This window comes from Paenibacillus sp. 3LSP (assembly GCF_032465655.1).
GTDB lineage: Bacteria > Bacillota > Bacilli > Paenibacillales > Paenibacillaceae > Fontibacillus > Fontibacillus barengoltzii.
Map to the genome: position 1 here is coordinate 1 of NZ_JAWDJI010000103.1, position 21,013 is coordinate 21,013.

The following is a 21,013-nucleotide window of genomic DNA, read 5'->3' on the forward strand; positions in this document are numbered from 1 at the left end:
TGTACTTCGGAATAAACTCCATCGGCCCCGGGCGATACAATGCCAGCAGAGAGATCATATCCTCGAACACCGACGGCTTCATCTCTTTCAGCACTCTATCACCCGCTTATTGCACGTCCGCAAATCTACCCGCCGGCAAAAATCGAGCAAGCTGTCGAAAGGACGCTCCTTCCGCTCGCGCAAAATACTCTCAATTGCCTGCGTGCCGACATTTTTGATTGCAGCAAGGCCAAAGCGGATAACCCCAAGGGCCGGCGCCTCCTGTCCAGATCCAGTATGGCCGTCCTTCGCATCGCTCGAAAGGACCGCTTCCGCAGAACCAACCCCAACCTGCGGGGTAAACAGCACGTTGCTCTCGTTCACGTCCGGCGGCAGCACGACGATCCCCATTCGCCGACATTCTACGATGTACTCCGCCACCTTGCGGTGGCTGCCGGTAACCGCAGTCAGCATCGACGCCATAAACTGCACCGGATAATGCGCCTTCAGGTACGCCGTTTGGAACGCCAGCACGCCATAGGCTGCCGCATGCGCCCGCGCAAAACCGTAATCGGCGAACCGAACGATCATGTCATAAACGACGTTCGCTTCGTCCTCGGTATAGCCCTGCTGTACGCTGCCGCTGACGAAATGCCCGCGCTGCTCGTCGAGCACCTCGCGCTTCTTCTTAGAGACGGCACGGCGCAGCAGGTCCGCTTCACCCAGTGAGAAGCCGGCCATGCGAGAAGCGATCTGCATGATCTGCTCCTGGTAGACGATGATGCCATACGTATCTTTCAAAATCGGCTCCAAATCCGGATGCGGATATTCCACGGAGATTTGCCCGTGCTTGCCAGCGATGTACTTCGGAATAAACTCCATCGGCCCCGGGCGATACAATGCCAGCAGAGAGATGATATCCTCGAACACCGACGGCTTCATCTCTTTCAGCACCCGGCGCATGCCCGTAGACTCCAGCTGGAATACGCCGGTCGTCTCCCCGCGCCCCAGCATCTCGTACGTGGTCGGATCGTTGTCCGGAACCAGCCGGAAATCAGGGGCATCCCCCGACTGCTCCTTAATCCAGTTCATGCAGCGCTCGATGATGGATAAGGTGCGAAGGCCGAGGAAGTCCATTTTCAGCAGACCGATCGCTTCCAGGTTTTCCATCGAATATTGCGTTAACGCCGTATGCTCGCTGCCTTCCTGCAGCGGAACGGCATCGGTTAACGGATCGCGGGAGATGACCACCCCGGCCGCGTGGGTCGAGGCGTGCCGCGGCATGCCTTCGACTTTCATCGCCATGTCTAGCAGTCGCTTCACCCGCTCAGACCCGTCATACATCGCTTTGAGATCCGGGCTTTCCTTTAACGCGCGTTCGATCGTCATGCCCAGATGTCCGGGAATCAGCTTCGCGACTTTGTCTACTTCGCCAAATGGCACATTCAACGCCCGCCCTACATCGCGGACCGCCGCGCGCGCCGCCATCGTACCAAACGTGATAATTTGCGCGACATGCTCTGCCCCATATTTGTCAACCACATAGGCAATGACTTCATCCCGCCGCTCATCGCTGAAGTCGATATCGATATCCGGCATCGTCACCCGTTCCGGGTTCAAAAACCGTTCAAACAGCAGATTATATTTGATCGGATCCACATCGGTAATCCGCAGCACGTAGGCTACCAAGCTGCCCGCTGACGAGCCCCGTCCCGGACCAGTGGCGATCCCGTTCCGGTGAGCGAAGGCGATGAAGTCCCACACGATCAGAAAATAATCCGAGAACCCCATGCTGGCGATGATCTCCAGCTCGTACCGCAACCGTTGCTCCAGCTTCTCCCGCTCCGCCGGGTTACGCCAAACATCCAGCTCGCCATAGCGGTCCACCAATCCTTGTTGACATAGCTCTGCCAAGTAACTGCCTGCGGTATGCCCTTCCGGAATCGGTCGATATGCCGGCAAAATATGTCGGTCGAACTCCAACTCCAGCTCACAGCAATCGGCAATTTTCGCGGTATTGGCATACGCCTCCGGCAAGTGAGGGAACAACTGAGCCATTTCCTCCGCGGTTTTCAGATAGAGCTGATTGGTGTGCATTTTGAGCCGGTCCTCGTCATCCACCGTTTTCCCTGTACCTACACAAATGAGTACGTCCTGAACCTCGGCGTCTTCTTTGCTTAGATAATGGGCGTCATTGGTGACAACCAGCTCGGCACCGATTTCTCCCGCCAGTTGGACTAGAAGCGGATTCACCTTCTTCTGCTCCGGGATGCCGTGATCCTGAAGCTCCAGGTAGAAATCCTCGCCAAACGCCGCCTGATAACGCAGCGCCGCTTTCTTCGCTTCCTCATAATGACCGCGCAGCAGATGGAACGGAACTTCCCCGCCCAAGCAAGCGCTGAGGCAGACCAGGCCCTCGCGATGCCGCTGCAGCGCATCCCAGTCGATTCGCGGCTTATAGTGGAAGCCTTCGAGATGACCGATCGAGCACAGCTTCATCAGATTGCGGTAGCCGGTTTCATTCTTAGCCAGCAAAATCAAGTGATGGATCGGCTGATCCTGCCGGCTCCCCCGTTCCTTGCGCGAGCCTGCCGTAAAATAGACCTCACAGCCGATAATCGGCTTGATGCCGTGTTTTTTACACAATTTATAAAAAGGAACCGCGCCGTACATGACCCCATGATCCGTCAGCGCCAGCGCCTTCATGCCGGATGCCGCCGCCTTGGCGACGAGATCCTCAAGCCGGGCTGCTCCGTCCAGCAAGCTGTATTCGCTATGTACGTGCAAATGAACAAAGCTGTCCATGCGATCCCTTCCTTTCCATCGATTTATCTCTAATATTTTATCATACATAGGCATTGCCCGCCCATAGAATGGTAGAAAGACCGGACAAACCTCGGAAAGGGGCAAGCGCGCATGAGCACGTTTTTGACCAAAGCGGTCATGGATTTCTTTATCGCCTTCGGAATTGTGGTGGGAGGCGCCATGGTTGGCGGCATTGGCGCAGTCGTATCCCTGCAGCCTCCGACGCAGACGATGCTGGACATTGCCGACCGCATTAAAATATGGGCGCTGGCGGCCGCAGTTGGCGGAACCATCGACCCGATGCGGGTCATTGAAAGCAATTTTTTTGACGGGAACCTGTCTCCGGCCATCAAGCAGATCTTGTACCTGTTGTTCGCCTTTCTTGGGGCGCATATGGGTTCGGAATTGGTGCGCTGGATGTGCGGGGGAGGACGGGGATGAATGAAGGACGACGCGAAACAACCGAAGCTTACGGGCTTTCGCAGGTTTATGCAACTCACCGCCGTGTTTATTCTTGGCATGGTTACCGGCAGTATCGTATATAACGTCATTTATCAGACCAGCTACAATTTGCTGTGGATCCAGAACAAAGACCTGACGATCCAGCTGCATCAAGCCGAAGAGGATATTCGGACGCTCAAAAAATACAACAACCGTTCCACGGTCATCAAAGAGATCAAGGTGCGTGTGGAGGAACGTGATCCGCCGCTCGATTCGCTGGCAGTAAAGGAGGTCACCGAGCAGCTTCATAACGAGCTGGAGGTGTTGCGGGGGCGGAATATTTTTGACATCGACTCGGATGCCAAAATGGCCCGCACGCTGTTGAACCGGAAAATCTATGTTGTTCGTGACAAGGAATACACCATTCAAATCAAGACGATGCTGGTGAGTGACGGGGTACTTCAGGTTTGGGTGGACATGCGGCCCTATATTCGTCTCTAGTAAATCATGCTAAAATAAGAGAGATTTCACTTGAGACAGCAAGTTTTGCAGGAATCGACGTGTGTTGCTGTCCAAGCACGTATCCACTCTATTGATTAAAGGAGTACGGACCTCTTATGATCCAAACGATCCAAACCATTCTTTACGTGATTTTGATCATCAGCTGTGTAGGCTCGGTCTTCTTCAGCTTTAAGTCCCGGCGTTCGCTTGATCCGAAGACGCGGGGAATGGCGGCTGCCAAAATGAACATCTGCATGGGTTTGATGTTGATCGTCCTGGCCCTCATTCAAATGTTCCTGTTTAGCGGTTCGACGCTGCGGGTTGTCATCGGCGCTGTGTTTATGGTGCTGGGGGCGTTTAACATTTTCGCCGGCATCCGTAACCATGGCTTATATGCCCGACGCAAAGAGGGATAACCTTGCGGCCCAAGCCGTCAGGCTATCCCTCTTTGTACTGCAGGATCCTTCGCTTCTCCTGCTCAGGCATGGTCAATGGACTGCAGCGTCATGACCGCCTTCGAGACCAGCGAATCCTGATAGGTTAATATAATCTCCAGTTTGCAAGCCCGGCGGCTCATCTCCAATAACACAGGGGTGATGACCACCGGGTTTTCAATTTGTACCGGGCGAACGAAATAGGTCGTCAGGTTATCGACCACAAAGTCGCCGCCACTGGCGTCTTTGGCCGCACGAAGTCCGGCTTGCGTCATCAGCGAAGTCAAGACCCCATGCGAGATCGTCCCCAAATCGGTGGCCATCTGTGGTGTAATCATTCCGCGGAAGAACAATTTCCCCTCTTCGTCCCGTTCCTCGGCAAACCCGTTCCACATTAAGTGCTCAAACGTTTCGCCCAGCTGCGGCTGATTTCGTACGTCCCGCATCGCTTGCAGCACCTCGCGGCGCGTCACCGACGAGACCAGCTTCCGGTTGCGATCCACGACAGGCAAGAAGTCGATCCCTTCCCAGACCATGATTTGCGCGGCGGAAGCGAGCGAGGTCTGCAGGCCAACGGTGATCGGATGGCGGGTCATGCATTTCTCAATCGGCTGATCGCCGCTTAGCTCTTCGACGTTCTTGCGGCTGACGATCCCGATAACTCGGTTCCACTCGTCCACCACCGGAAAATGCTGATGTCCCGTCTCCAATGACAACTGGTCAAAATCAGAAATGCTGCTGGTCGCCTTCAGCATACTCACCCGCGGCTTGCGGCTGACGATGTCTTCGACCAGCATAATTTTCTTCTTGATCAAACGGTCGAACAACGCCCGGTTAATCATCGATGCGACGGTAAACGTGTCGTGGCGCGAGGAGATGATCGGTAAGGCCAGCTTGTCCGCCAGCGTCTTCACTTCACGACTCGTTCCGAAGCCACCGGTGATCAATACCCCGGCGCCTTGTTCCAAGGCAAGCGAATGGGCATTGTCGCGGTTCCCGATGATCAGCAGGCTGCCAGCGTCGATGTATCTGGCCATGGCATCGATTTTCATCGCGCCAATGACATATTTGTTCAGCGTTTTGTTGAGTCCTTCTCCGCCGCCCAGCACATGGCCTTCGACGATTTCCACCACATCGCCAAAGGTCAGCTGATCCGAGATGTTGCGCGGCTTCTTCTCCACGCGAACGGTGCCGATCCGTTCCTTCGTGATCACGATCCCGAGATTTTCCGCTTCTTTCACCGCCCGGTAGGCGGTGCCTTCACTTACCCCCAGCGCTTTGGCCAGCTTGCGCACGGAGATTTTCGTTCCAATCTTAAGTCCTTCGATATGTTGGAGCAGCTGTTCGTGCTTTGTTACGCTTTCTTCCGGTCCCTCCAACTGTTATACCCCCCTGCCCGAATCTGTACTATTCTGTATTCATTATACACATTCAGGCGTAGGTCATCCAGAAGGCGGCAAGAACGATAACAGAATAGACAATTTCCAGCATGCCGGACTGCTTGGCGGTAATCCCCGTTCGCGGGAACCAGGCCGCTCTGGCCAGCAGGATCAATGCGGCAATCCACAGCGCCGGTTGGAGCTGCCATACGGCCAAGGCCAACAGCAGAACATGGTAGACTACGGAGTAAACATAGAATCGCTTATTATTCCGTTCGCGAATGATGGTTTTCACGTAAAAAGCAGTGCCTACAAAATACAACGTGCTGATTAGGAACAGTTCCGTGGCGAGCCTAAGATCGGTACCTCCTCCAAGCTGATACGAGATAAACACCATTAAGCTGAACTGCACAATTGCCGCAATATCGTTCAATAATGCACGTTCACGCTTTTGCTTGGCATAGATGGCATTCACCACAAACAGCGGCACGAACAGCAGAGCCAATTTCAGCACCTCGGGCCGAAGCAGGATTAATGCGAGCGCCGCAGGGACCAACAGCGCACCATAGAACAGCAAAGGCTTGCGGTATCGGTCGGCTTTGACCTTGGTCTTGGCTGTTCCCATCCGAATCCATTGCAGCAAAGGAAACATAAACAGATAAATAAGCAGCCAGCACACAAACAACAAACTGTGGATCGCCCCGGGGGTAGAGGCGAGCATGCCAAACAGAAACGGAACGATCAGCATAGCCCAGGCACCATGTTGATTCGGGATGTAATCACGGACGCGCATGTTATCAGTTCCTCCTTCTCATCGTGAGCCGTCAACTTCAAATTACGCACATTATAATCGCTGGGCATCAGCACCTAAGTGACAGAAATCACTTGATTCATGGCAGCTTCCGGACAAATCCGCCGAGAAATTTTTGGCGGGTTCTCATCTTGTGACTGATATCACAATCCCGCCTCGGTCCGTTGCTATAATGGGGGCGAATCGTAAAATTTAAACATTTAGGAGGACTTCCCATGAGTCAATTCAAAGCTACTGTCAACGCCACCGAATATCCGCCCCAGCTCAAGCATAAGACCATTTTCGCAACCTTTAATTCTCTGGAGCCGGGGGAAGCGATGCTGCTGATTAATGACCATGACCCGGTACCGCTCCGTTTTCAGTTCGAGGCCATGCATCCCGGCGGCTTTACTTGGGAGTACATTGAGCAAGGACCGGAGATGTTCCAGGTGAAAATCGGCAAAAACTAAACGGGGGGAATGCCCTATGGCAACAATTACGGTTGTCGATGAGAAAACGATTCAGATCGCCGTCGAGCTTGAGGATGCGCTAAGGATGATCGAGGAAGCCGAAAGCAATCTGGAACGCTATGCCAGTGAGATCCTCACCATCGCCGAAAAAATGCCGGAGTTTCAATATACCTATTTCTGTTTCTATGCCTACGACACCTCCGCTTTGTTCGAAAAAATGCTGGGGATCGATCCCAAGCAGTATTTGTCCTTCTCGCTGGATGCGCCGGATTCGTTTTTCTATACGCTGTACGGCGGCATGAAGGGACTTAGCGGCGCAGCTCGGCTCTGCCAAGCGTTTGCCGCAGAACGGACGGACCTGGAGGTGAATCTATAATGGCCAACCAAATCGTTGAACTCGACGTTCGGCCGATTCTTCGCCGCGGCGAGGAGCCGTTCAGCGTCATCATGGACACCGTTGGGAAGCTGCAGGAAGGCGACAGCTTGGTTCTGCACGCCACAATGAAGCCGGTCCCGCTTCTGAAGGTGCTTGAAGGTAAGGGCTACCGTCATGAATGCGAGCAGCTGGCAGAAGATCATTGGAAGGTGACATTTGAACCGATGCAAGCTTAAGTTTTTGCAGAACAAGAAAAGGAGGCCGCTCGGCCTCCTTATTATTTTTGTTGTTGTGAAAATCCTCGTGGAATATATGCGCAATACGGATCGCTCTCCAAATAATCGCCGGTAACCGCATAAGCCCTCGCTCTTGAACCTCCGCACAGCTCCTTAAATTCGCAGACGCCGCATTTTCCCTTCAGCAAGGATTTGTCCCTCAGCTCCCGAAGGATCGGTGAGTTCCGATAAATATCCACCAATGAAGCGTTCCGGACATTCCCGCAGCTAACTGGCAGAAACCCGCTTGGATACACCTCGCCAATGTGACTAATGAAGACGAACCCGTCTCCGTCATTTACACCTTTCGGCGAGCGGCCGAGCAGATCTTTACGTTTGGGCGCTGCCTCCCTGCTTTCTCCAGCCAAGGCGTCCCACGAATTATGACTGGGATCACTCCACAAGCGAATCTCCCGCGATAAAATAGTCAAAATTCCACCGGGAGGTCTGACCTAATGAGAAACATCCAAGAATCCAAGTTAACCTCCGCCCGAAGCGGAGCGGAGCTGTTAATCGATTGCCTGCTTGCGGAACAGGTCGATACGATCTTCGGATACCCGGGCGGGGCAGTGATTCCTATTTACGATGCGCTGTACGATTGCCGAGAGATCCGGCATATTCTGACCCGGCATGAGCAGGCAGCCGTACACGCGGCGGACGGCTACGCCCGCGTGACGGGGAAGGCGGGGGTTGCGCTCGTCACCTCCGGACCAGGGGCAACCAATGCGGTCACAGGGATCGCCAACGCCTACATGGACTCGGTCCCGATAGTCGTGCTGACCGGTCAGGTGTCGACTGATCTGATCGGTCGGGACAGCTTCCAGGAGGTCAATATTTTTGGCATGACGATGGACGTGACCAAGCATAATTATTCCGTGATGGATATCCGCGAGTTGCCTAGAATCATCAAAGAGGCTTTTCATCTCGCTGTTACGGGACGACCGGGGCCGGTCCTGATCGATCTGCCCAAGAACATCATGACCGCTCAAACCAACTTGAGTCCGGCTGCCGAAATCCACATCCGCGGTTACGTGCCTTCAACCCAGATCGATGAGGAGGCCGTACGGCTGATTGCGAGCAAGATCGAAAGCTCCGAGCGCCCGGTGCTCGTTGTCGGGGGCGGCGCCGTGGCATCCGGTGCGGCCGAGCCGCTGTTCCAGCTTGTAGAAACCGCGCAAATTCCGGTTGCGACTACGCTGATGGGCATCGGGGCCTTCCCTGCCCGCCATCCGCTCTATCTCGGGATGCTCGGGATGCATGGCACGTATGCCGCCAACCGGGCGGTGCATCACGCCGATCTGCTGATATGTCTAGGAACGCGGCTCAACGACCGACTTTCCGGCAAGGCTAAGTCGTTCGCTCCCCATGCCTGGAAGATCCATGTGGACATTGATGATGCTGAGCTGGACAAGAACATTCTTGTTGATCTGGGGCTGTGCGGAGATATCGGGGACCTGCTGCGGAAGTTAAATGCGTGCGCGATCCCGCCCAAGTCGACCCGCTGGGCTGAGGAGACGGCCGGATGGCAGCGAAAGGTGCCGCATTATAACGAGTCGGTGGCTCCAGGATCGCTGAATCCGCAGGAGGTCATTCGGCTGATCGACAAGCATACCCAAGGCCATGCTGTGGTGGCAACCGATGTAGGTCAGCATCAAATCTGGACCGCCCATCACTACCAGTTCTCCCGGCCCCGTTCTTTCCTGACCTCCGGTGGACTTGGAACCATGGGCTTTGGCTTCCCCGCCGCCATCGGTGCCGCCATCGCGTTGGAAGGTCCGTCCGCTCCGCCGATTGTCTGCATCACCGGGGACGGCAGCTTCCAAATGAACCTGCAGGAGATGATGACAGCCGTGGATTACGGCTTACCGATCAAAATCGCCATCCTGAACAATGGTTATTTGGGGATGGTGCGGCAATGGCAACAGCTGTTCTATGAACGGCGCTACTCCTCCGTCCACCTCACTTCGCCGGATTTTGTAGCGTTTGCCGGCGCCTACGGAGTACCCGGGCTGCGGGCGCAAACGCCGGAGGAAGCCGATGCCGTGATCCGGCAGGCGCTAACGCACCCCGGCCCCGTTCTGATGGAATTTAACGTACGGGAGGAGCAAAACGTCTACCCGATGGTCCCGCCTGGAGCCAGCAACGATCAAATGCTGACCGGCGAAGACGAGAAGTAGTACCGCGTATTCAGCGAGCTTAGACGAAAAAAAGACGGTTCCGGAAGATCATCAACCTTCCAGAACCGCCCCTGTCCATTTTGGGCACAGGCTTATGCTTGTTCACCGTGTTTTCCGTCCGCGCCCCATTGGAGCTCCCATTCCCGGTATTTCTCCCGCCGGATTCGGTCCAGCTCCCGCTGCTTCTCTTCATTGACACCAAGAAGAAAATGGAGGTGAGCCCCGATGACGAGGAAGGCAAACCCTGCCCACACTGCGCCAAACACCGAAACCCAGCCGGCTCCAGGCTCAAACGAAATCATCGGCAAGGCATAAACGAGCATCGCTAATGCCAGAATCAGATAAACGGCATGCTTCCATTTGCTTGGTTTTTTTACGACTTTCATCCTCTGCAGCTCCTTTATTTTCATAGATTACGAGAACCGTTGATTAGGTCTTCTCCTTGTCTCTTCTATCTCTATGAACGGGGCTGCAGAAATATGATAGATACTTGTGAATCCAAGAATGCGGTCGTCTAAGCGCGAAGTTAGATCCCCGCTCCATACAGATGGGCCAGGCTGTCCGTAATAATCTTGTTGACGTCCTGAATGATCACACTAAGGCGGCGTTCAGCATCAAACAGGCGACGGATATTCAAGTTCAGACTCAGCACCTCGAACTGCTTCTCCATTTGCTCCATTTCCTCTTGCGTCGGCATCTCTCCGGTCATCATCCGCTGCTGAACTTCATTTTGTCGAATCCGGAAATCGTCCAGCATCCGTTTACTTTCAGGATCGGCCTCCACTAGCTTCATAGCTGCTGTAATTTCGGCTACCTCCTGGCTGTCCTTCAAGGCTGCCGCCAGTTCATGTGCTTTGTCGTAAATGTTCATTAAATTAAACCTCCAAATTTGTTTTAGTGGGATCCAAGCGGGCGTAAGGCGGGCTTGTCCCTTGCTTGCTGGTGCATGAAAATTGCTTGACTTCGGATTGCTGGCAACTTACTTGTTTGCTTGTACTAACTTACTTAGTCACTCACTTGTCTGCAAACTTGCTTGCTAACTTACCTTACTTGCTGACTTGCTAACTTTCTTTCCCCACTCTAACGCTGATCAGGAACCTTATTTGCCTCAAAAATTAGGAATCCAAATTCTAACGCTGATCACAAAACTTATCGACCCGAAAACATCGCTGTTTAGCGCAAATTACGAGAAATAAGCTCTGTGGCAAGCGTTAGAATTTCATTTCCCTCTTTTCGGCGCCAATAGCGCTCCTCACAAGCGTTAGAAGAAGTACCGCGAGGACTCATGGCCCGCGACAGCAGACAACTGACAACCGTCAGACCCTACACCGACAACCGACAACCGACAGCCGCTAGCCATCAGCCTACCCCGCCCAATAGCAGCAACAACGACTGCAACAAGCCGATGATCCCGCCAAGTACCACGCCAAGCCAAGTAATGGCGCGAAACTCCTTGCCGGAGACGCTGAGGATAACCTCCTCCAGCCGTTCGATCGGGAATCTCGACACCTGTTCCTCGACGAGACCCGGCAAATCCACGGCCTGCATCGCCGCCGGAATGCCTTTGGCAATCAGGCGCAGTGTTCGCTCGGTCAGCACCGGAATGAAGCCCAGCACCGACGCTTTCCACGGCTCGATCAACGAGCGAACCGGCCGGTTCTCCGCTTGCTCGAGCCAACGCTCCAGCGGCAGCTGCTCAAGCTTGCCGTTCAGCCAGCCTAGCGCCTCTTCGCCGGTTAAGAGCGCCAGCAGCTCCGCCACCGGCTTCTCGCCATACAGCTCCAGCCGCGTCTCGATCGCGTGGGCGGTTTTGTTTAAAGCGTCCTCGCCCCGCAGCGTCTGAACGAGCGCTGGGGTCATTTTTTGCACCAGCTTGTCCTCATCCACAAAGATCGCGGCCATCGTGCCCAGGAATCCGCCGGCTCGGTCCATCAGCCCTGCCGCCATTTTCGACAGCATACGCTGGCCGCTCGCCGACAGCAGTTCCTCCTCCACGACACCCAATAGCGCGCTGGCCAGCGCGGCGCTCCAGGCTTTGCGGTTCTCCTCGGACCAACCGGGAACAAGCCGCTTCACCGGCAGGCTGCTAAGGTCCGCCTGCTCCCATAAGCGCGTCAGACTCCGCATCGCCGTAGCCCTTGCCCCTGCCGTAAGCTTAGACTTCAGTGCTTCGAACTCCTCCTCGCTCCACACCCGGAGTGCCGCTTCCCGAAGCGTTAACTCGCTGGAACTGATGCGTTCCACGAAGCCGCGCAACGTGTCCTCCGCTTTATTCCGGAACGCCGGACGCAACACCGTTTCCTGCAGTCCTTCGGCCGTTACCAAATACTCAGCTACCACCTGCCCCAGTGATGCGGCGATATCGTCACGGCGTTTTGGGATTAGTCCCGGCGTAAAGGGAACATGAAATTTGCCGATATGTATAGGTTTGCGCGGATGAAACAACATTTTAATTGCAAAATGGTTGGTTACGCCGCCGACAAAAGCAGCCACTGCAACGCTTACCAACACGTAAAGCCAATCGGGCACCCTCTCTTCCTCCTTCTTTCTCTTAGGCTGCTGCCCTAACTATCTTCCGCGATATCCGTCCTCGGCCCGCGCCCGGCAAGGAGTAGAACGCTTCATTCCTTCGCCCGGATGCCGCCGAAAACGGGCATAGGTTAATCACCAAGGATTCTATGTCCTCATATGATGCATTACATGCATTTTACGCAGATGATCTTTACTTGCATCCAAGACTCTAGCTTAGCTTGGAAGGAGATCCGCATTCATGCCCTCCAAAAAAATTACGGTACAAATCATGAGTCCGGGCATTCTTGAAGACGACATGATCGTGCTCGGAGACATGCTGATCAAACAATGGAAAATCCCAACGCATCTTCCGCTTCTACTCACTTTCGGATCATTTCGGCACCGCGTGAAGGTCATCCCCTTATCCAGATCCGATGGAGTTCGCATGAGCTCGGGTCTGGCCAGAAAAATGGGCATCCAACCGCGGTCGCCGCTGCGACTCATCTATCGGCCGCAATCCTCGACCCTTCAACTGGGTCCGCTGTTAGGAGTTCTGCTCAGTCAGGATTTCCCCGGGAATCCGGAACGGCCGTTTGGCCAAATGACCTTGTTCTGCAGAGAGCTCGTGAACGCTTGCTCGCGCCAAGGGGTATTCGTTTATTTCTTTACCCCCAATCATATCGGCAACAGCGCAAGCCAGGTCTCGGGCTGGGTCTATGGCAACGGGTGGAAGCAAACCCAACTGCCCGCCGCAGATGTATTCTACAACCGGCTGAATTCGCGGAAATTGGAGAACAAACCTAGCGTACAGCATTTTATGAAAGAAGTAAAATCCCGCTACGGGAGCCATTTTTTTAACGAGAAATATCTCGACAAAACCGAAGTGTTCGACGCGCTTAGCCGAGATGCCTCCGTGCAGCGTTATTTGCCGGAATCGCATCTGTTTCGCAACTACGCGATGTTGAAAGCGATGTGCAGCAAATATCCCGTCGTCTTCCTGAAACCAATCAAGGGAAGCTTGGGCAAAGGCATCATCCGGATCTCGCGGCTTGAAGGCGGGACCTTCCAGACCCTATCGACTCAGGTTGGAGGCGCACGGCGCCAAGTTTATCCGAGCCTTGCGAAGCTGTTCAACGCATTGTCCGGCAAAATGAAAACAACTCGCTACCAAATCCAGCAAGGGCTGAACTTGATTGAGGTGGATCACCGGCCAGTTGATTTTCGGGCGTTGGTTCAGAAGAACCTGTACGGCAAATGGAATACGACGTCCATCGTGGCCCGGATCGCCGGGAACCATCATTTTGTGTCCAATCTGGCTCGCGGCGGCTCGCTGAGCAAGGTGAAGGACGCGATTGCCCGAAGCTCGCTGCCAGCGGGAATCAAGAGCAAGCTCGCCTTAAAGCTGAAGAAGGCTGCCTTGGATATCGCCCAGAGCGTCGATGCACAAATCCCGGCTCATTTCGGGGAGTTCGGGATTGATTTAGCGGTGGAAACGAGCGGGCGAGTGTGGCTGTTGGAGGTCAACTCCAAGCCGTCCAAGAACGACAATACCCCGATCGGCGAAGGGAAGATCCGCCCATCGGTCAAGCAAGTGATCGAATATACCCGATATTTGTCCGGCTTTTAGAGGTTGCCCTTGGAGGGTCTCTTGGAAGGAGGGAATCAGCCATGTACAAAACACCACAAGGGAACGTCGGCATCCTGGTCTCCGAAAGCAGCGGACCGCTCCCTTTCGCGGAAGTTGCGTTCTGCCGCAGATTATGCATCATCGGGGCAAGGCATGGGCTTCACGTGTATGTCTTCTGCCTGAGCTGGATCGCATCGGGGAACGCTGCCGGCATTCCCGCCTATACCTTCGAACGCGGAACCTGGATTCGCAAATGGTGCCCCCGGCCGGACATCATTTACGATCGCTGCCTGGTCCATGACCGCAAGCAGCAGCTGCGCAAGCACCGTTTGCTCGAACGGCTGGCGAATGAGCATCCCTTCGTTTATTTGGCCCGGGGCCTTGCGGGAAAATGGGCGGTATACCAAGCTCTGCTGGAATGCCCGGAGGTTGCCGAACATTTACCAGAAACGGCGCTGTACCAAGGGCGGGCTCAGCTGGACCAATGGCTGCAGGCCCATGACGGGGAAGCCTTCCTGAAGCCGCGGAACGGCACGCACGGCAAACGGACGCTATACGTTAAATGGCATCTGCCGCGTGATGAAGTCAGGGTTGTCGGTCGCAGCGGGCGGAATACGATCTTTCGGCGTCGCTTTTCCACCAAGCAAGCAGGGCTGGTTTGGATTGACCGCTTTACCGGGAGACAACCGTTCTTGATTCAGCCCTATTTACAGTTGAACAGCTCAGACGGTGAACCCTTTGATGTCCGCGTCCTCATGCAGAAAGACGCCAAAGGCGAGTGGAGCTTGACGGGGATGGCGGTCCGCGCGGGCCGTAAAGATTCACTCACCTCCAACTTGCATGGAGGCGGTACCGCCCATCGGGCACTGCCTTTTCTCATCCGCGAACTCGGAGAGTCTGAGGGCAAAGCCGCTGAAGCCGCAATCCGCAAACTGTCACTCTTGATTCCGGCCTATCTGGAAACCCGTTTCGGCAGGCTGGCAGAGCTGGGCCTGGATTTCGGCGTTGACCGCCAAGGCCGCGTATGGGTGCTGGAGGTCAACTCCAAACCGGGACGCTCCTCGTTCTTTCGGATCGGCGATCCGGATACCGCCAGAAGGTCGCTGGAAAATCCGATAGGCTATGCCCGCTATTTACTGCTGAGCAAACCCTGATCACTTTTAGGAGGATAAAATCCATGAGTTTGACTTTTTGCAACGTCCATTTCACGCAGGCCCCCGACCGGGTGGTTTACGTGTCAGGGGCTCTTATGAAGAATCTGAAGCTATCCGGAAGAAAGTCGGTACATCTGAGACTCGGGGGGGAACGGGTCCCCGCCGCCATTAAACGGATTAATAAAGCGGGAAATCATCTGTACCTTGCCAGCGGCGTTCGCAGGGGCATTAAAATCCCCAAGCCCGGCGGCGTCTACCTCCGCAGCCAGCAAGAGGGAGAAGTGCAGATCGGCCCGCTCATCGGCGTGCTGTCCGACGGACCCACGTCCTCACCAACGAACCCTTTTGGCTCGCGCACCGCATTCATCAAGCAACTCCTTCGGCAGGGAAGCCGAGTTTCCTATATCTTTGCGTTCACCCCGCGGGATATCCATTGGGAAGACGAAACGGTGAACGGCTATTTTCTGAACGAAGCGGGGCGGTTCGTGCGGAAGCGGGTACCGCTGCCTGACGTGGTTTATAACCGTCTCCCCAGCCGCCGAGCCGAAACAACCAGCTCAATCAGTCAGCTTCGGGAACGGTTCGTCCGCCGGAGGATCCCTTTCTTTAACTGGAGTTTTTTTAATAAATCCGATATTTACCGTCTGCTGGAAAAAGACCCCACAGTGGGCCGCTACGTTCCGGAATCGATCATGAGTCCGACGCCGGAGCAAATCAAGGAGATGCTGGATCGGCACTCTCTGGTCTACTATAAGCCGAACAGCGGCAGCCTGGGCAACGGGATCTATCGTTTATCCTATATTCCGAGAAGCGGTTATTATGCCAGGTATCGGAAAAACGGACGGAACGCCTTGCTGCGCTTCTCTTCCTTCAACAGCCTGATGCGTACGCTGCAAGCCAGACACGGTCGGGCGCTCCGCGGATATGTGGCCCAGCAGGGGATTCGTCTCATCGAAATCGACAACTGCCCGATCGATTTCCGCTTCCACATGCATAAGAACGGGAAGAACCAATGGGTTGTCGTGGGGATCGGTGCGAAAAAAGCCGGCAAAGGCAGCGTCACCACGCACTTGAAGAACGGCGGCTCCCTGCTTACGCCAGAGCAGGCGCTTTCCCGCGCATTTGGCTCGCGTGCCGATGAAGTGCTGCGGAACGCGAAATCCGTTGCGATCACGTTAGCTGAAGCGATTGAATCCCATCAACAGCATCTGATCGGCGAGATCGGATTTGATATCGGGATCGACCGGGATGAGAAGATTTGGATGTTCGAAGCCAACGCCAAGCCAGGCCGTTCGATCTTTAAGCACCCTTCGCTTCGGGCTGAAGGGAAGGCATCGGTCGATCACATCCTGGATCATTGCCTCTATTTGAGCAAATTCCGGAGGAGAGATGGCTCATGATCAATCCAGTATTGAGCGAGAAGAAGCCCGTTGTCGCCGTACTGACCGTGGATGATAACGTCCGAATGTTCCGCGGGAATCGCAGCAACTTCAGAGATCTCGTCAAAACCGGGCAAGAGCTGGATTGTCCCGTGTATGTTCTGACAGCCAAAGACTTGAAGCTTAGCGCCAAACGCGTTCAAGGATACTTGTTCCACCCGGAGGAGAAGACGTGGAAGAAACATTGGTTCCCCTTGCCCGACGTCATCTACAACCGCATTCCCCTCCGGGAGGATGAGAAGAAGCCGGAGGTACGACGCAAAATCGATGAGGTCATCCAACATGAATCGATTCATCTATTTAATCCTTTTTTCTTCAACAAACGACGGCTCTTCGAATGGCTGAAGAAAGGACGGGCGACTAAAACGCTGGTGCCGGACACGAAAAAAATGTTAGGGCCCAAAACGCTAACCACGATGCTGGAGAAATACGGCTCCCTGTACCTTAAACCGGAAAGCGGCAAAGCCGGAAAAGGCATTATGCTGCTGCGGCTGGATGTAAATCATCCGAGACCATACCGGCTGACGATCCAAGGGAAGAAGCGCCGAAACATCATTTATCGAACCGCTAAGCTGCCCTTGCTGTGGAAAAGAATTAAAAAGGAGGCTGGCGCAACGCCCTACATCATGCAGGAGGGCATCGAGCTGACCTCCTATCACGGCCGCCACTTCGACATGCGCGTGCTCGTGCAAAAGAACGGCAAAGGCATCTGGATGGTAACCGGGATCGGCGCCCGCCTGGCCGGGCCAAAACGGATCACAACCCATGTACCGCAAGGCGGCAGCATTGAGGATCCGGAGAAGATGCTTCTCCCCGCCTTCGGGACCGAGACGACGGCACTGCTCCTTAGCCGGATTAAGTCCAGCGCTCTCTTGATCGCCAAGCAAATCGAGAAGGAATCGGGCTTCCAGCTTGGGGAAATGTCCATGGATCTGGGGGTAGACACCGACGGACGCCTGTGGTTCTTCGAAGCGAACGCCAAGCCGATGAAGTTCGATGAGCCGCATATTCGCAAGAAATCGCTGGAGCGGATATTTCAATACAGCCAATTTTTATACCGCCAACCAAAAAACAAACCTTGATACGAACGAATATCAACACGAAGGGAGGACGGCCATGATGGAGATCCGAGCCGTGACCGTGGACGATGAGACTCCTTGGGAGCTGCAGCATAGCGAAATCTTAGCTTTCATCCGTAAATATAACTCCGGCCGCGTTCCGCCCACCGTCCTCCGGAATCTGCTCCGGTTGACGCCAAGCGACTTACTGCAGCCGGGGTGCTCCATGCTCGTTGCCCGCATCCGGGCTGAGGATGGAGAGCGGCTGGCGGGCGTCTCTTGCGTCATGGATTACGGCCGCGCCCTGTGCGTTGTCGTTGTCCATCCGCTGTACCGCGGCTGCGGTCTCGGCGCAGAGCTGCTTCAAGCCCAGCAGACTCGGCTGAAGCAGCTTAGCTGCCGGGTGGCGTTAAGTCAGATTCAGAGCTTGCGCCTGTGTTTTCGTGCAGGGATGTACGCTTCGGACCTGACCCGGGATCCAAACGGGAAACCGCTGCTTTTGCTGGAGACCCGGCCCGTTTCCCCAACGCCTGCAGCGTCGGTCTCCCATACCAGCAAAGAAGGTGATATCGTTGTCACAACCCGTCCTGGGCATCCTAACCTTGTACCTCAATGACAAGAAGCTGCTGGAGGAACGCCATATCTACCAGCGCATGATCACAGAGGGAAAAAAAATGGGCCTGGACATTTTCGTGTTCACCCCAATGGACGTGAATGACCAGAAAAAGCAGATTCTCGCCCTCGAGTATGACCCCAAGGGCAAGAGATGGTTTCGCAAATGGCGCAGCTTCCCCGACCTAATCTTCGATCGCTGCCGAATCCAGCGCAGCAAGCGGTTCGAGCAATTGCTGAAGTTCCGGGCGCGTTATCGTCATCTGACTTTCCTTAACCGGCCGCTGCGCAATAAATGGACGATATATCAAACATTGTCTCGCAAAAGCCGATTCCGATCCAACCTCCCGGAGACGGTATTATTTCAGAGCAGCAGCGATGTGTTTCACCTGCTCAAAAAGTATTCCACCGTCTATGTCAAGCCGATTAACGGCACAGGGGGCCGCGGCATCCTGCGCGTAGAACGCCTGGACAGCGATCACTTCCTGATCCAAGGGCGGAGACAGAACCGCAGGATCATCGCTCCGCAAAAAATCCATAAATCCCGGCTGGGTACGTTCCTGCTAAGCTGGAAAGGAAGCGGACGCTTCATCGCCCAGCAAGGGATCCAGATTAAGCTGCCCAACGGCCGCGTACACGACTATCGGATGCTGGTACAGAAGAACGGTGAAGGAGAGTGGGAAGTGACTGGCTGCGCTGCCAGGGTCGGTCCTCCCCGCAGTGTCACGTCCAATCTTCACGGCGGTGGTCATGCCGTAGCGATGAATACGCTGCTAAAGCAGTGGATCTCAAATGAAGAACGGCGGCAGGAAGTGCGCCGGGCGGCGGAGAAGCTCAGTCTGGAGGTCGCCGCCTACCTGGAGAATACGTTTGGGGCGTTGTGTGAGCTGGCGCTGGACTTGGCCATCAACCGCCACGGACAGATCTACCTGCTTGAGGTGAATCCCAAGCCTGCCCGCGAAGTGTTCCATCAATCGGGTGACTCCCAAGCGTACCGCGCAGCGATCGTCAGGCCGCTGGAGTATGCGTTATGGTTGCATAAACAGAAAGCCGCTTCCCCCTCCAATTAGGAGGGCAGCGGCTTTTGTTATGCTCCATGGGAGGTTTGGCTATTTCACTTCCTCCGCCTGCTCATACAACGAGATCAATTCATCGAAAGAGTGAATCCGCACGTCGGAGCCGGCCAGCTCCCGATCATCCCCGAAGCCGGCATAGGCGCAGCCGATTGCAACGAGTCCGTTCCGTTTGCCCGCTTCAACGTCCGAGGAACGATCCCCAACCATCCATGCGCGGGTGATGCCGTGCTGATCCAGAAGCAGCTTCACGAGATCGACTTTCGTTGCCGTTTGGTACTCCCCTGCGCTATAGAGTCCTTCAAACAGCGAAGCAATTCCATGCGCCTTGGCCACGCCTTTGACGTAATGCTCCAACCCGTTGCTGGCCACGAACAGCCGTACACCTCTGGCACTAAGCTCCCGCAGCGTTTCCGCCACCTGGGGATACAGCTCGGTCGCCAGCTGTTGCAGACCTTCCAGTTCAAATTCCAGCAGCAGATCATCGGCCCGGCGGTGCACCTGCTCATCATGGTTCGGAATGACTCGACGCCAAATGTCTGGCAACAGCATCCCCAAGCAGCTAAGGATCAGCTCTTCCGGCGGTGTATCCCCGGTATACAGACCTTCTTTACGCAATTGATCAAACACCTTATGAAAAACTGGGATGAGCAAGGTTTCCGTTTTGAACAACGTCCCGTCCATGTCAAAAATCATCGCTTCCGGCTTAGAAAGTTTGACAGCCTGTCTCTCCATCTCCACATTCCTTCCGTATGTATGATATAGCCTCATGATATGTCAATCGGCATTCCTTGTAAACCGAACCCTTATCCTGATTTCTCCTGAGTTCTTAGGCGTCTCTTGATCTCGGCCCCAAGCAGCAACAGAATCGGGAAGATCACCTGAAACGGAAGTGCGTAGAAAGCATAGGTCTTCATGGCAAAATTCCACATTTCCATAATGTCGTCATATAACGAGTAGGCAAAATACGTCGTTAAGAGCCCTAATTGGAGAACCACACTCCGGTATGTCTGTAGGTTAAACAGCTTGGCGATCCCTTGACTTGCCGCAAGCAAGCATACGCTGACCTTCATAAAAACACAAATGACGAATACGATGGACACCGTGCCTTCGATCCGTTGAATAAACGAGCCGACATTGATCCGACCTACCGCAGCATAAGAGGGGAAGGACACGTTGCTTATCGTGTAGGTCCCTAATACGCAAATGTTACGAAACGTAATAAACACAACCAGTGCCCCGCTAATGAGCAAGCCATACAAAAAGATCCGAACAAACGATTTTCCATCCTTTACATTGGAAAATATCCCGGTTAACAAAACCGTTTCGGCAAAAGGAAACGAAAAGGCATAAAACGCGCCTTTCCAAATCGGCATCCAGCCATGGTCCATTATTGGAAAAATATTTTCCACCTCAATTCGTCCGATCGTCAGCAACAACACGAAAATCACCGTAGCTATACAGATGTTAAATAACAGCCTTGCGCTTCGCCCCATGGTTTCAATGCCTTTGATCACGGCGAAGATGCACAGCAAGGCAACGAGCAGCATCGGGACGAGCATCGGCGTTTCCGGCATCGCTTCAGATTCCATAAATTCGCCGTAATTCCGAAGTACGAGCGCCGCCAAATGGAGAGCATACCAAACGTAGATCAGGATCAACACTCGCCCAGCCCACTTCCCGAATACCTGTAAGCAGATGTCGAACAAATTTTGCCCAGGATAAAGGGCGAGCAAACGCGCATAGATCAACACGAGTGGTACGGTTAGGATAATGCCGATCAGGATGGCGAGCCAGGCATCATTAAGTGCATTACTCGCAGCCCCCATAATCATCGTGCTGCCCATGACATATAGCATCAGAATCGCCCGAGCTTCACCTCCGCTGATCCTTTCATTGCTCATCGCAAGTA

The 21,013-nt window shown here is 54.5% G+C and carries 22 protein-coding genes and 1 pseudogene; 13 read left to right on the forward strand and 10 right to left on the reverse strand.

Annotation, left to right across the window (positions count from 1 at the left end; genetic code table 11):
* Together RW092_RS23795 and RW092_RS08390 are read right to left on the reverse strand one after the other, a co-directional pair.
* Nucleotides 1-82: hypothetical protein (locus RW092_RS23795; protein ID WP_410055525.1), on the reverse strand; the 82-nt coding region annotated here is incomplete at its 3' end.
* Between the two features lie 5 nt (nucleotides 83-87).
* Complete coding sequence (locus RW092_RS08390; RefSeq protein ID WP_410055524.1) at nucleotides 88-2,784, reverse strand: DNA polymerase III subunit alpha; 2,697 nt, start codon at nucleotides 2,782-2,784, stop codon at nucleotides 88-90.
* A gap of 111 nt (nucleotides 2,785-2,895) precedes the next feature.
* Here RW092_RS08390 and RW092_RS08395 point away from each other — a divergent pair, with 111 nt between their 5' ends.
* The 3 genes from RW092_RS08395 to RW092_RS08405 all read left to right on the forward strand — a co-directional run bounded on the left by RW092_RS08395 (nucleotide 2,896) and on the right by RW092_RS08405 (nucleotide 4,142).
* On the forward strand, nucleotides 2,896-3,225 hold the full coding sequence (locus tag RW092_RS08395) for a YtrH family sporulation protein (protein WP_009226738.1): 330 nt from the start codon (nucleotides 2,896-2,898) through the stop codon (nucleotides 3,223-3,225).
* Nucleotides 3,226-3,726, forward strand: a complete 501-nt coding sequence (locus RW092_RS08400; protein ID WP_016312850.1) for a sporulation membrane protein YtrI — start codon at nucleotides 3,226-3,228, stop codon at nucleotides 3,724-3,726. It abuts the gene before it with no gap.
* 116 nt (nucleotides 3,727-3,842) lie between these two features.
* Entirely contained in the window at nucleotides 3,843-4,142 is a 300-nt protein-coding gene (locus RW092_RS08405; RefSeq protein ID WP_016312851.1) for a YtpI family protein, read from the forward strand.
* A 62-nt stretch (nucleotides 4,143-4,204) separates the two neighbouring features.
* Here RW092_RS08405 and RW092_RS08410 read toward each other — a convergent pair whose 3' ends face one another.
* Entirely contained in the window at nucleotides 4,205-5,539 is a 1,335-nt protein-coding gene (locus RW092_RS08410) for a DRTGG domain-containing protein (RefSeq protein ID WP_016312852.1), read from the reverse strand.
* Between the two features lie 52 nt (nucleotides 5,540-5,591).
* The gene (locus RW092_RS08415; protein WP_085279270.1) at nucleotides 5,592-6,332 is read right to left on the reverse strand and encodes a YwiC-like family protein; all 741 of its coding nucleotides are present in this window, start codon (nucleotides 6,330-6,332) and stop codon (nucleotides 5,592-5,594) included.
* Nucleotides 6,333-6,565: 233 nt separating this feature from the next.
* Between RW092_RS08415 and RW092_RS08420 the strand changes: the two genes are divergently transcribed.
* Genes RW092_RS08420 through RW092_RS08430 form a run of 3 tightly spaced genes read left to right on the forward strand, consistent with a single transcriptional unit; the run spans nucleotide 6,566 to nucleotide 7,411 of the window.
* Nucleotides 6,566-6,799: a DUF2249 domain-containing protein gene (locus tag RW092_RS08420; protein WP_009226733.1), complete on the forward strand. Its 234-nt coding sequence runs from the start codon at nucleotides 6,566-6,568 to the stop codon at nucleotides 6,797-6,799.
* Between the two features lie 16 nt (nucleotides 6,800-6,815).
* Nucleotides 6,816-7,175, forward strand: coding sequence for a hypothetical protein (locus RW092_RS08425; RefSeq protein ID WP_016312854.1), 360 nt, complete (start codon nucleotides 6,816-6,818; stop codon nucleotides 7,173-7,175).
* Complete coding sequence (locus RW092_RS08430; protein WP_016312855.1) at nucleotides 7,175-7,411, forward strand: DUF2249 domain-containing protein; 237 nt, start codon at nucleotides 7,175-7,177, stop codon at nucleotides 7,409-7,411. Before RW092_RS08425 ends, RW092_RS08430 begins: the two co-directional genes overlap by 1 nt.
* Nucleotides 7,412-7,452: 41 nt before the next feature.
* On the opposite strand, the pseudogene RW092_RS08435 reads toward RW092_RS08430, so the two are convergent.
* A pseudogene (locus tag RW092_RS08435) lies at nucleotides 7,453-7,788 on the reverse strand (SPASM domain-containing protein); the annotation flags it as partial.
* Between the two features lie 117 nt (nucleotides 7,789-7,905).
* On the opposite strand from RW092_RS08435, the gene ilvB reads away from it, so the two are divergent.
* Nucleotides 7,906-9,627 carry a biosynthetic-type acetolactate synthase large subunit gene (gene ilvB / locus RW092_RS08440; protein WP_085279274.1) on the forward strand — a complete coding sequence of 574 codons (1,722 nt, stop codon included), beginning with the start codon at nucleotides 7,906-7,908 and terminating at the stop codon, nucleotides 9,625-9,627.
* Between the two features lie 92 nt (nucleotides 9,628-9,719).
* Here the strand turns inward: ilvB and RW092_RS08445 are convergent, their stop codons facing one another.
* The 3 genes from RW092_RS08445 to RW092_RS08455 form a co-directional block, all read right to left on the reverse strand.
* Nucleotides 9,720-10,013 carry a hypothetical protein gene (locus tag RW092_RS08445; protein ID WP_016312857.1) on the reverse strand — a complete coding sequence of 98 codons (294 nt, stop codon included), beginning with the start codon at nucleotides 10,011-10,013 and terminating at the stop codon, nucleotides 9,720-9,722.
* Between the two features lie 140 nt (nucleotides 10,014-10,153).
* Nucleotides 10,154-10,498, reverse strand: coding sequence for a YlbF/YmcA family competence regulator (locus tag RW092_RS08450; protein ID WP_016312858.1), 345 nt, complete (start codon nucleotides 10,496-10,498; stop codon nucleotides 10,154-10,156).
* Between the two features lie 488 nt (nucleotides 10,499-10,986).
* The gene (locus tag RW092_RS08455) at nucleotides 10,987-12,156 is read right to left on the reverse strand and encodes a DUF445 family protein (protein WP_316009975.1); all 1,170 of its coding nucleotides are present in this window, start codon (nucleotides 12,154-12,156) and stop codon (nucleotides 10,987-10,989) included.
* A 241-nt stretch (nucleotides 12,157-12,397) separates the two neighbouring features.
* On the opposite strand from RW092_RS08455, the gene RW092_RS08460 reads away from it, so the two are divergent.
* Genes RW092_RS08460 through RW092_RS08485 form a run of 6 tightly spaced genes read left to right on the forward strand, consistent with a single transcriptional unit; the run spans nucleotide 12,398 to nucleotide 19,098 of the window.
* On the forward strand, nucleotides 12,398-13,765 hold the full coding sequence (locus RW092_RS08460) for a YheC/YheD family endospore coat-associated protein (RefSeq protein WP_127575997.1): 1,368 nt from the start codon (nucleotides 12,398-12,400) through the stop codon (nucleotides 13,763-13,765).
* A 41-nt stretch (nucleotides 13,766-13,806) separates the two neighbouring features.
* On the forward strand, nucleotides 13,807-14,919 hold the full coding sequence (locus tag RW092_RS08465; RefSeq protein ID WP_127575998.1) for a YheC/YheD family endospore coat-associated protein: 1,113 nt from the start codon (nucleotides 13,807-13,809) through the stop codon (nucleotides 14,917-14,919).
* 23 nt (nucleotides 14,920-14,942) lie between these two features.
* The gene (locus RW092_RS08470) at nucleotides 14,943-16,319 is read left to right on the forward strand and encodes a YheC/YheD family endospore coat-associated protein (RefSeq protein WP_016312861.1); all 1,377 of its coding nucleotides are present in this window, start codon (nucleotides 14,943-14,945) and stop codon (nucleotides 16,317-16,319) included.
* Nucleotides 16,316-17,440, forward strand: coding sequence for a YheC/YheD family endospore coat-associated protein (locus RW092_RS08475; RefSeq protein ID WP_316009976.1), 1,125 nt, complete (start codon nucleotides 16,316-16,318; stop codon nucleotides 17,438-17,440). The genes RW092_RS08470 and RW092_RS08475 overlap by 4 nt, the downstream gene beginning before the upstream one ends.
* Before the next feature lie 34 nt (nucleotides 17,441-17,474).
* Nucleotides 17,475-18,032, forward strand: coding sequence for a GNAT family N-acetyltransferase (locus RW092_RS08480; RefSeq protein WP_316009977.1), 558 nt, complete (start codon nucleotides 17,475-17,477; stop codon nucleotides 18,030-18,032).
* The gene (locus RW092_RS08485) at nucleotides 17,989-19,098 is read left to right on the forward strand and encodes a YheC/YheD family endospore coat-associated protein (RefSeq protein WP_016312864.1); all 1,110 of its coding nucleotides are present in this window, start codon (nucleotides 17,989-17,991) and stop codon (nucleotides 19,096-19,098) included. Before RW092_RS08480 ends, RW092_RS08485 begins: the two co-directional genes overlap by 44 nt.
* 39 nt (nucleotides 19,099-19,137) lie before the next feature.
* Here RW092_RS08485 and RW092_RS08490 read toward each other — a convergent pair whose 3' ends face one another.
* The gene (locus RW092_RS08490; protein ID WP_085279235.1) at nucleotides 19,138-19,836 is read right to left on the reverse strand and encodes an HAD family hydrolase; all 699 of its coding nucleotides are present in this window, start codon (nucleotides 19,834-19,836) and stop codon (nucleotides 19,138-19,140) included.
* A 71-nt stretch (nucleotides 19,837-19,907) separates the two neighbouring features.
* Nucleotides 19,908-21,005, reverse strand: a complete 1,098-nt coding sequence (locus RW092_RS08495; RefSeq protein ID WP_316009978.1) for a GerAB/ArcD/ProY family transporter — start codon at nucleotides 21,003-21,005, stop codon at nucleotides 19,908-19,910.
* Nucleotides 21,006-21,013 lie beyond the last annotated feature (8 nt).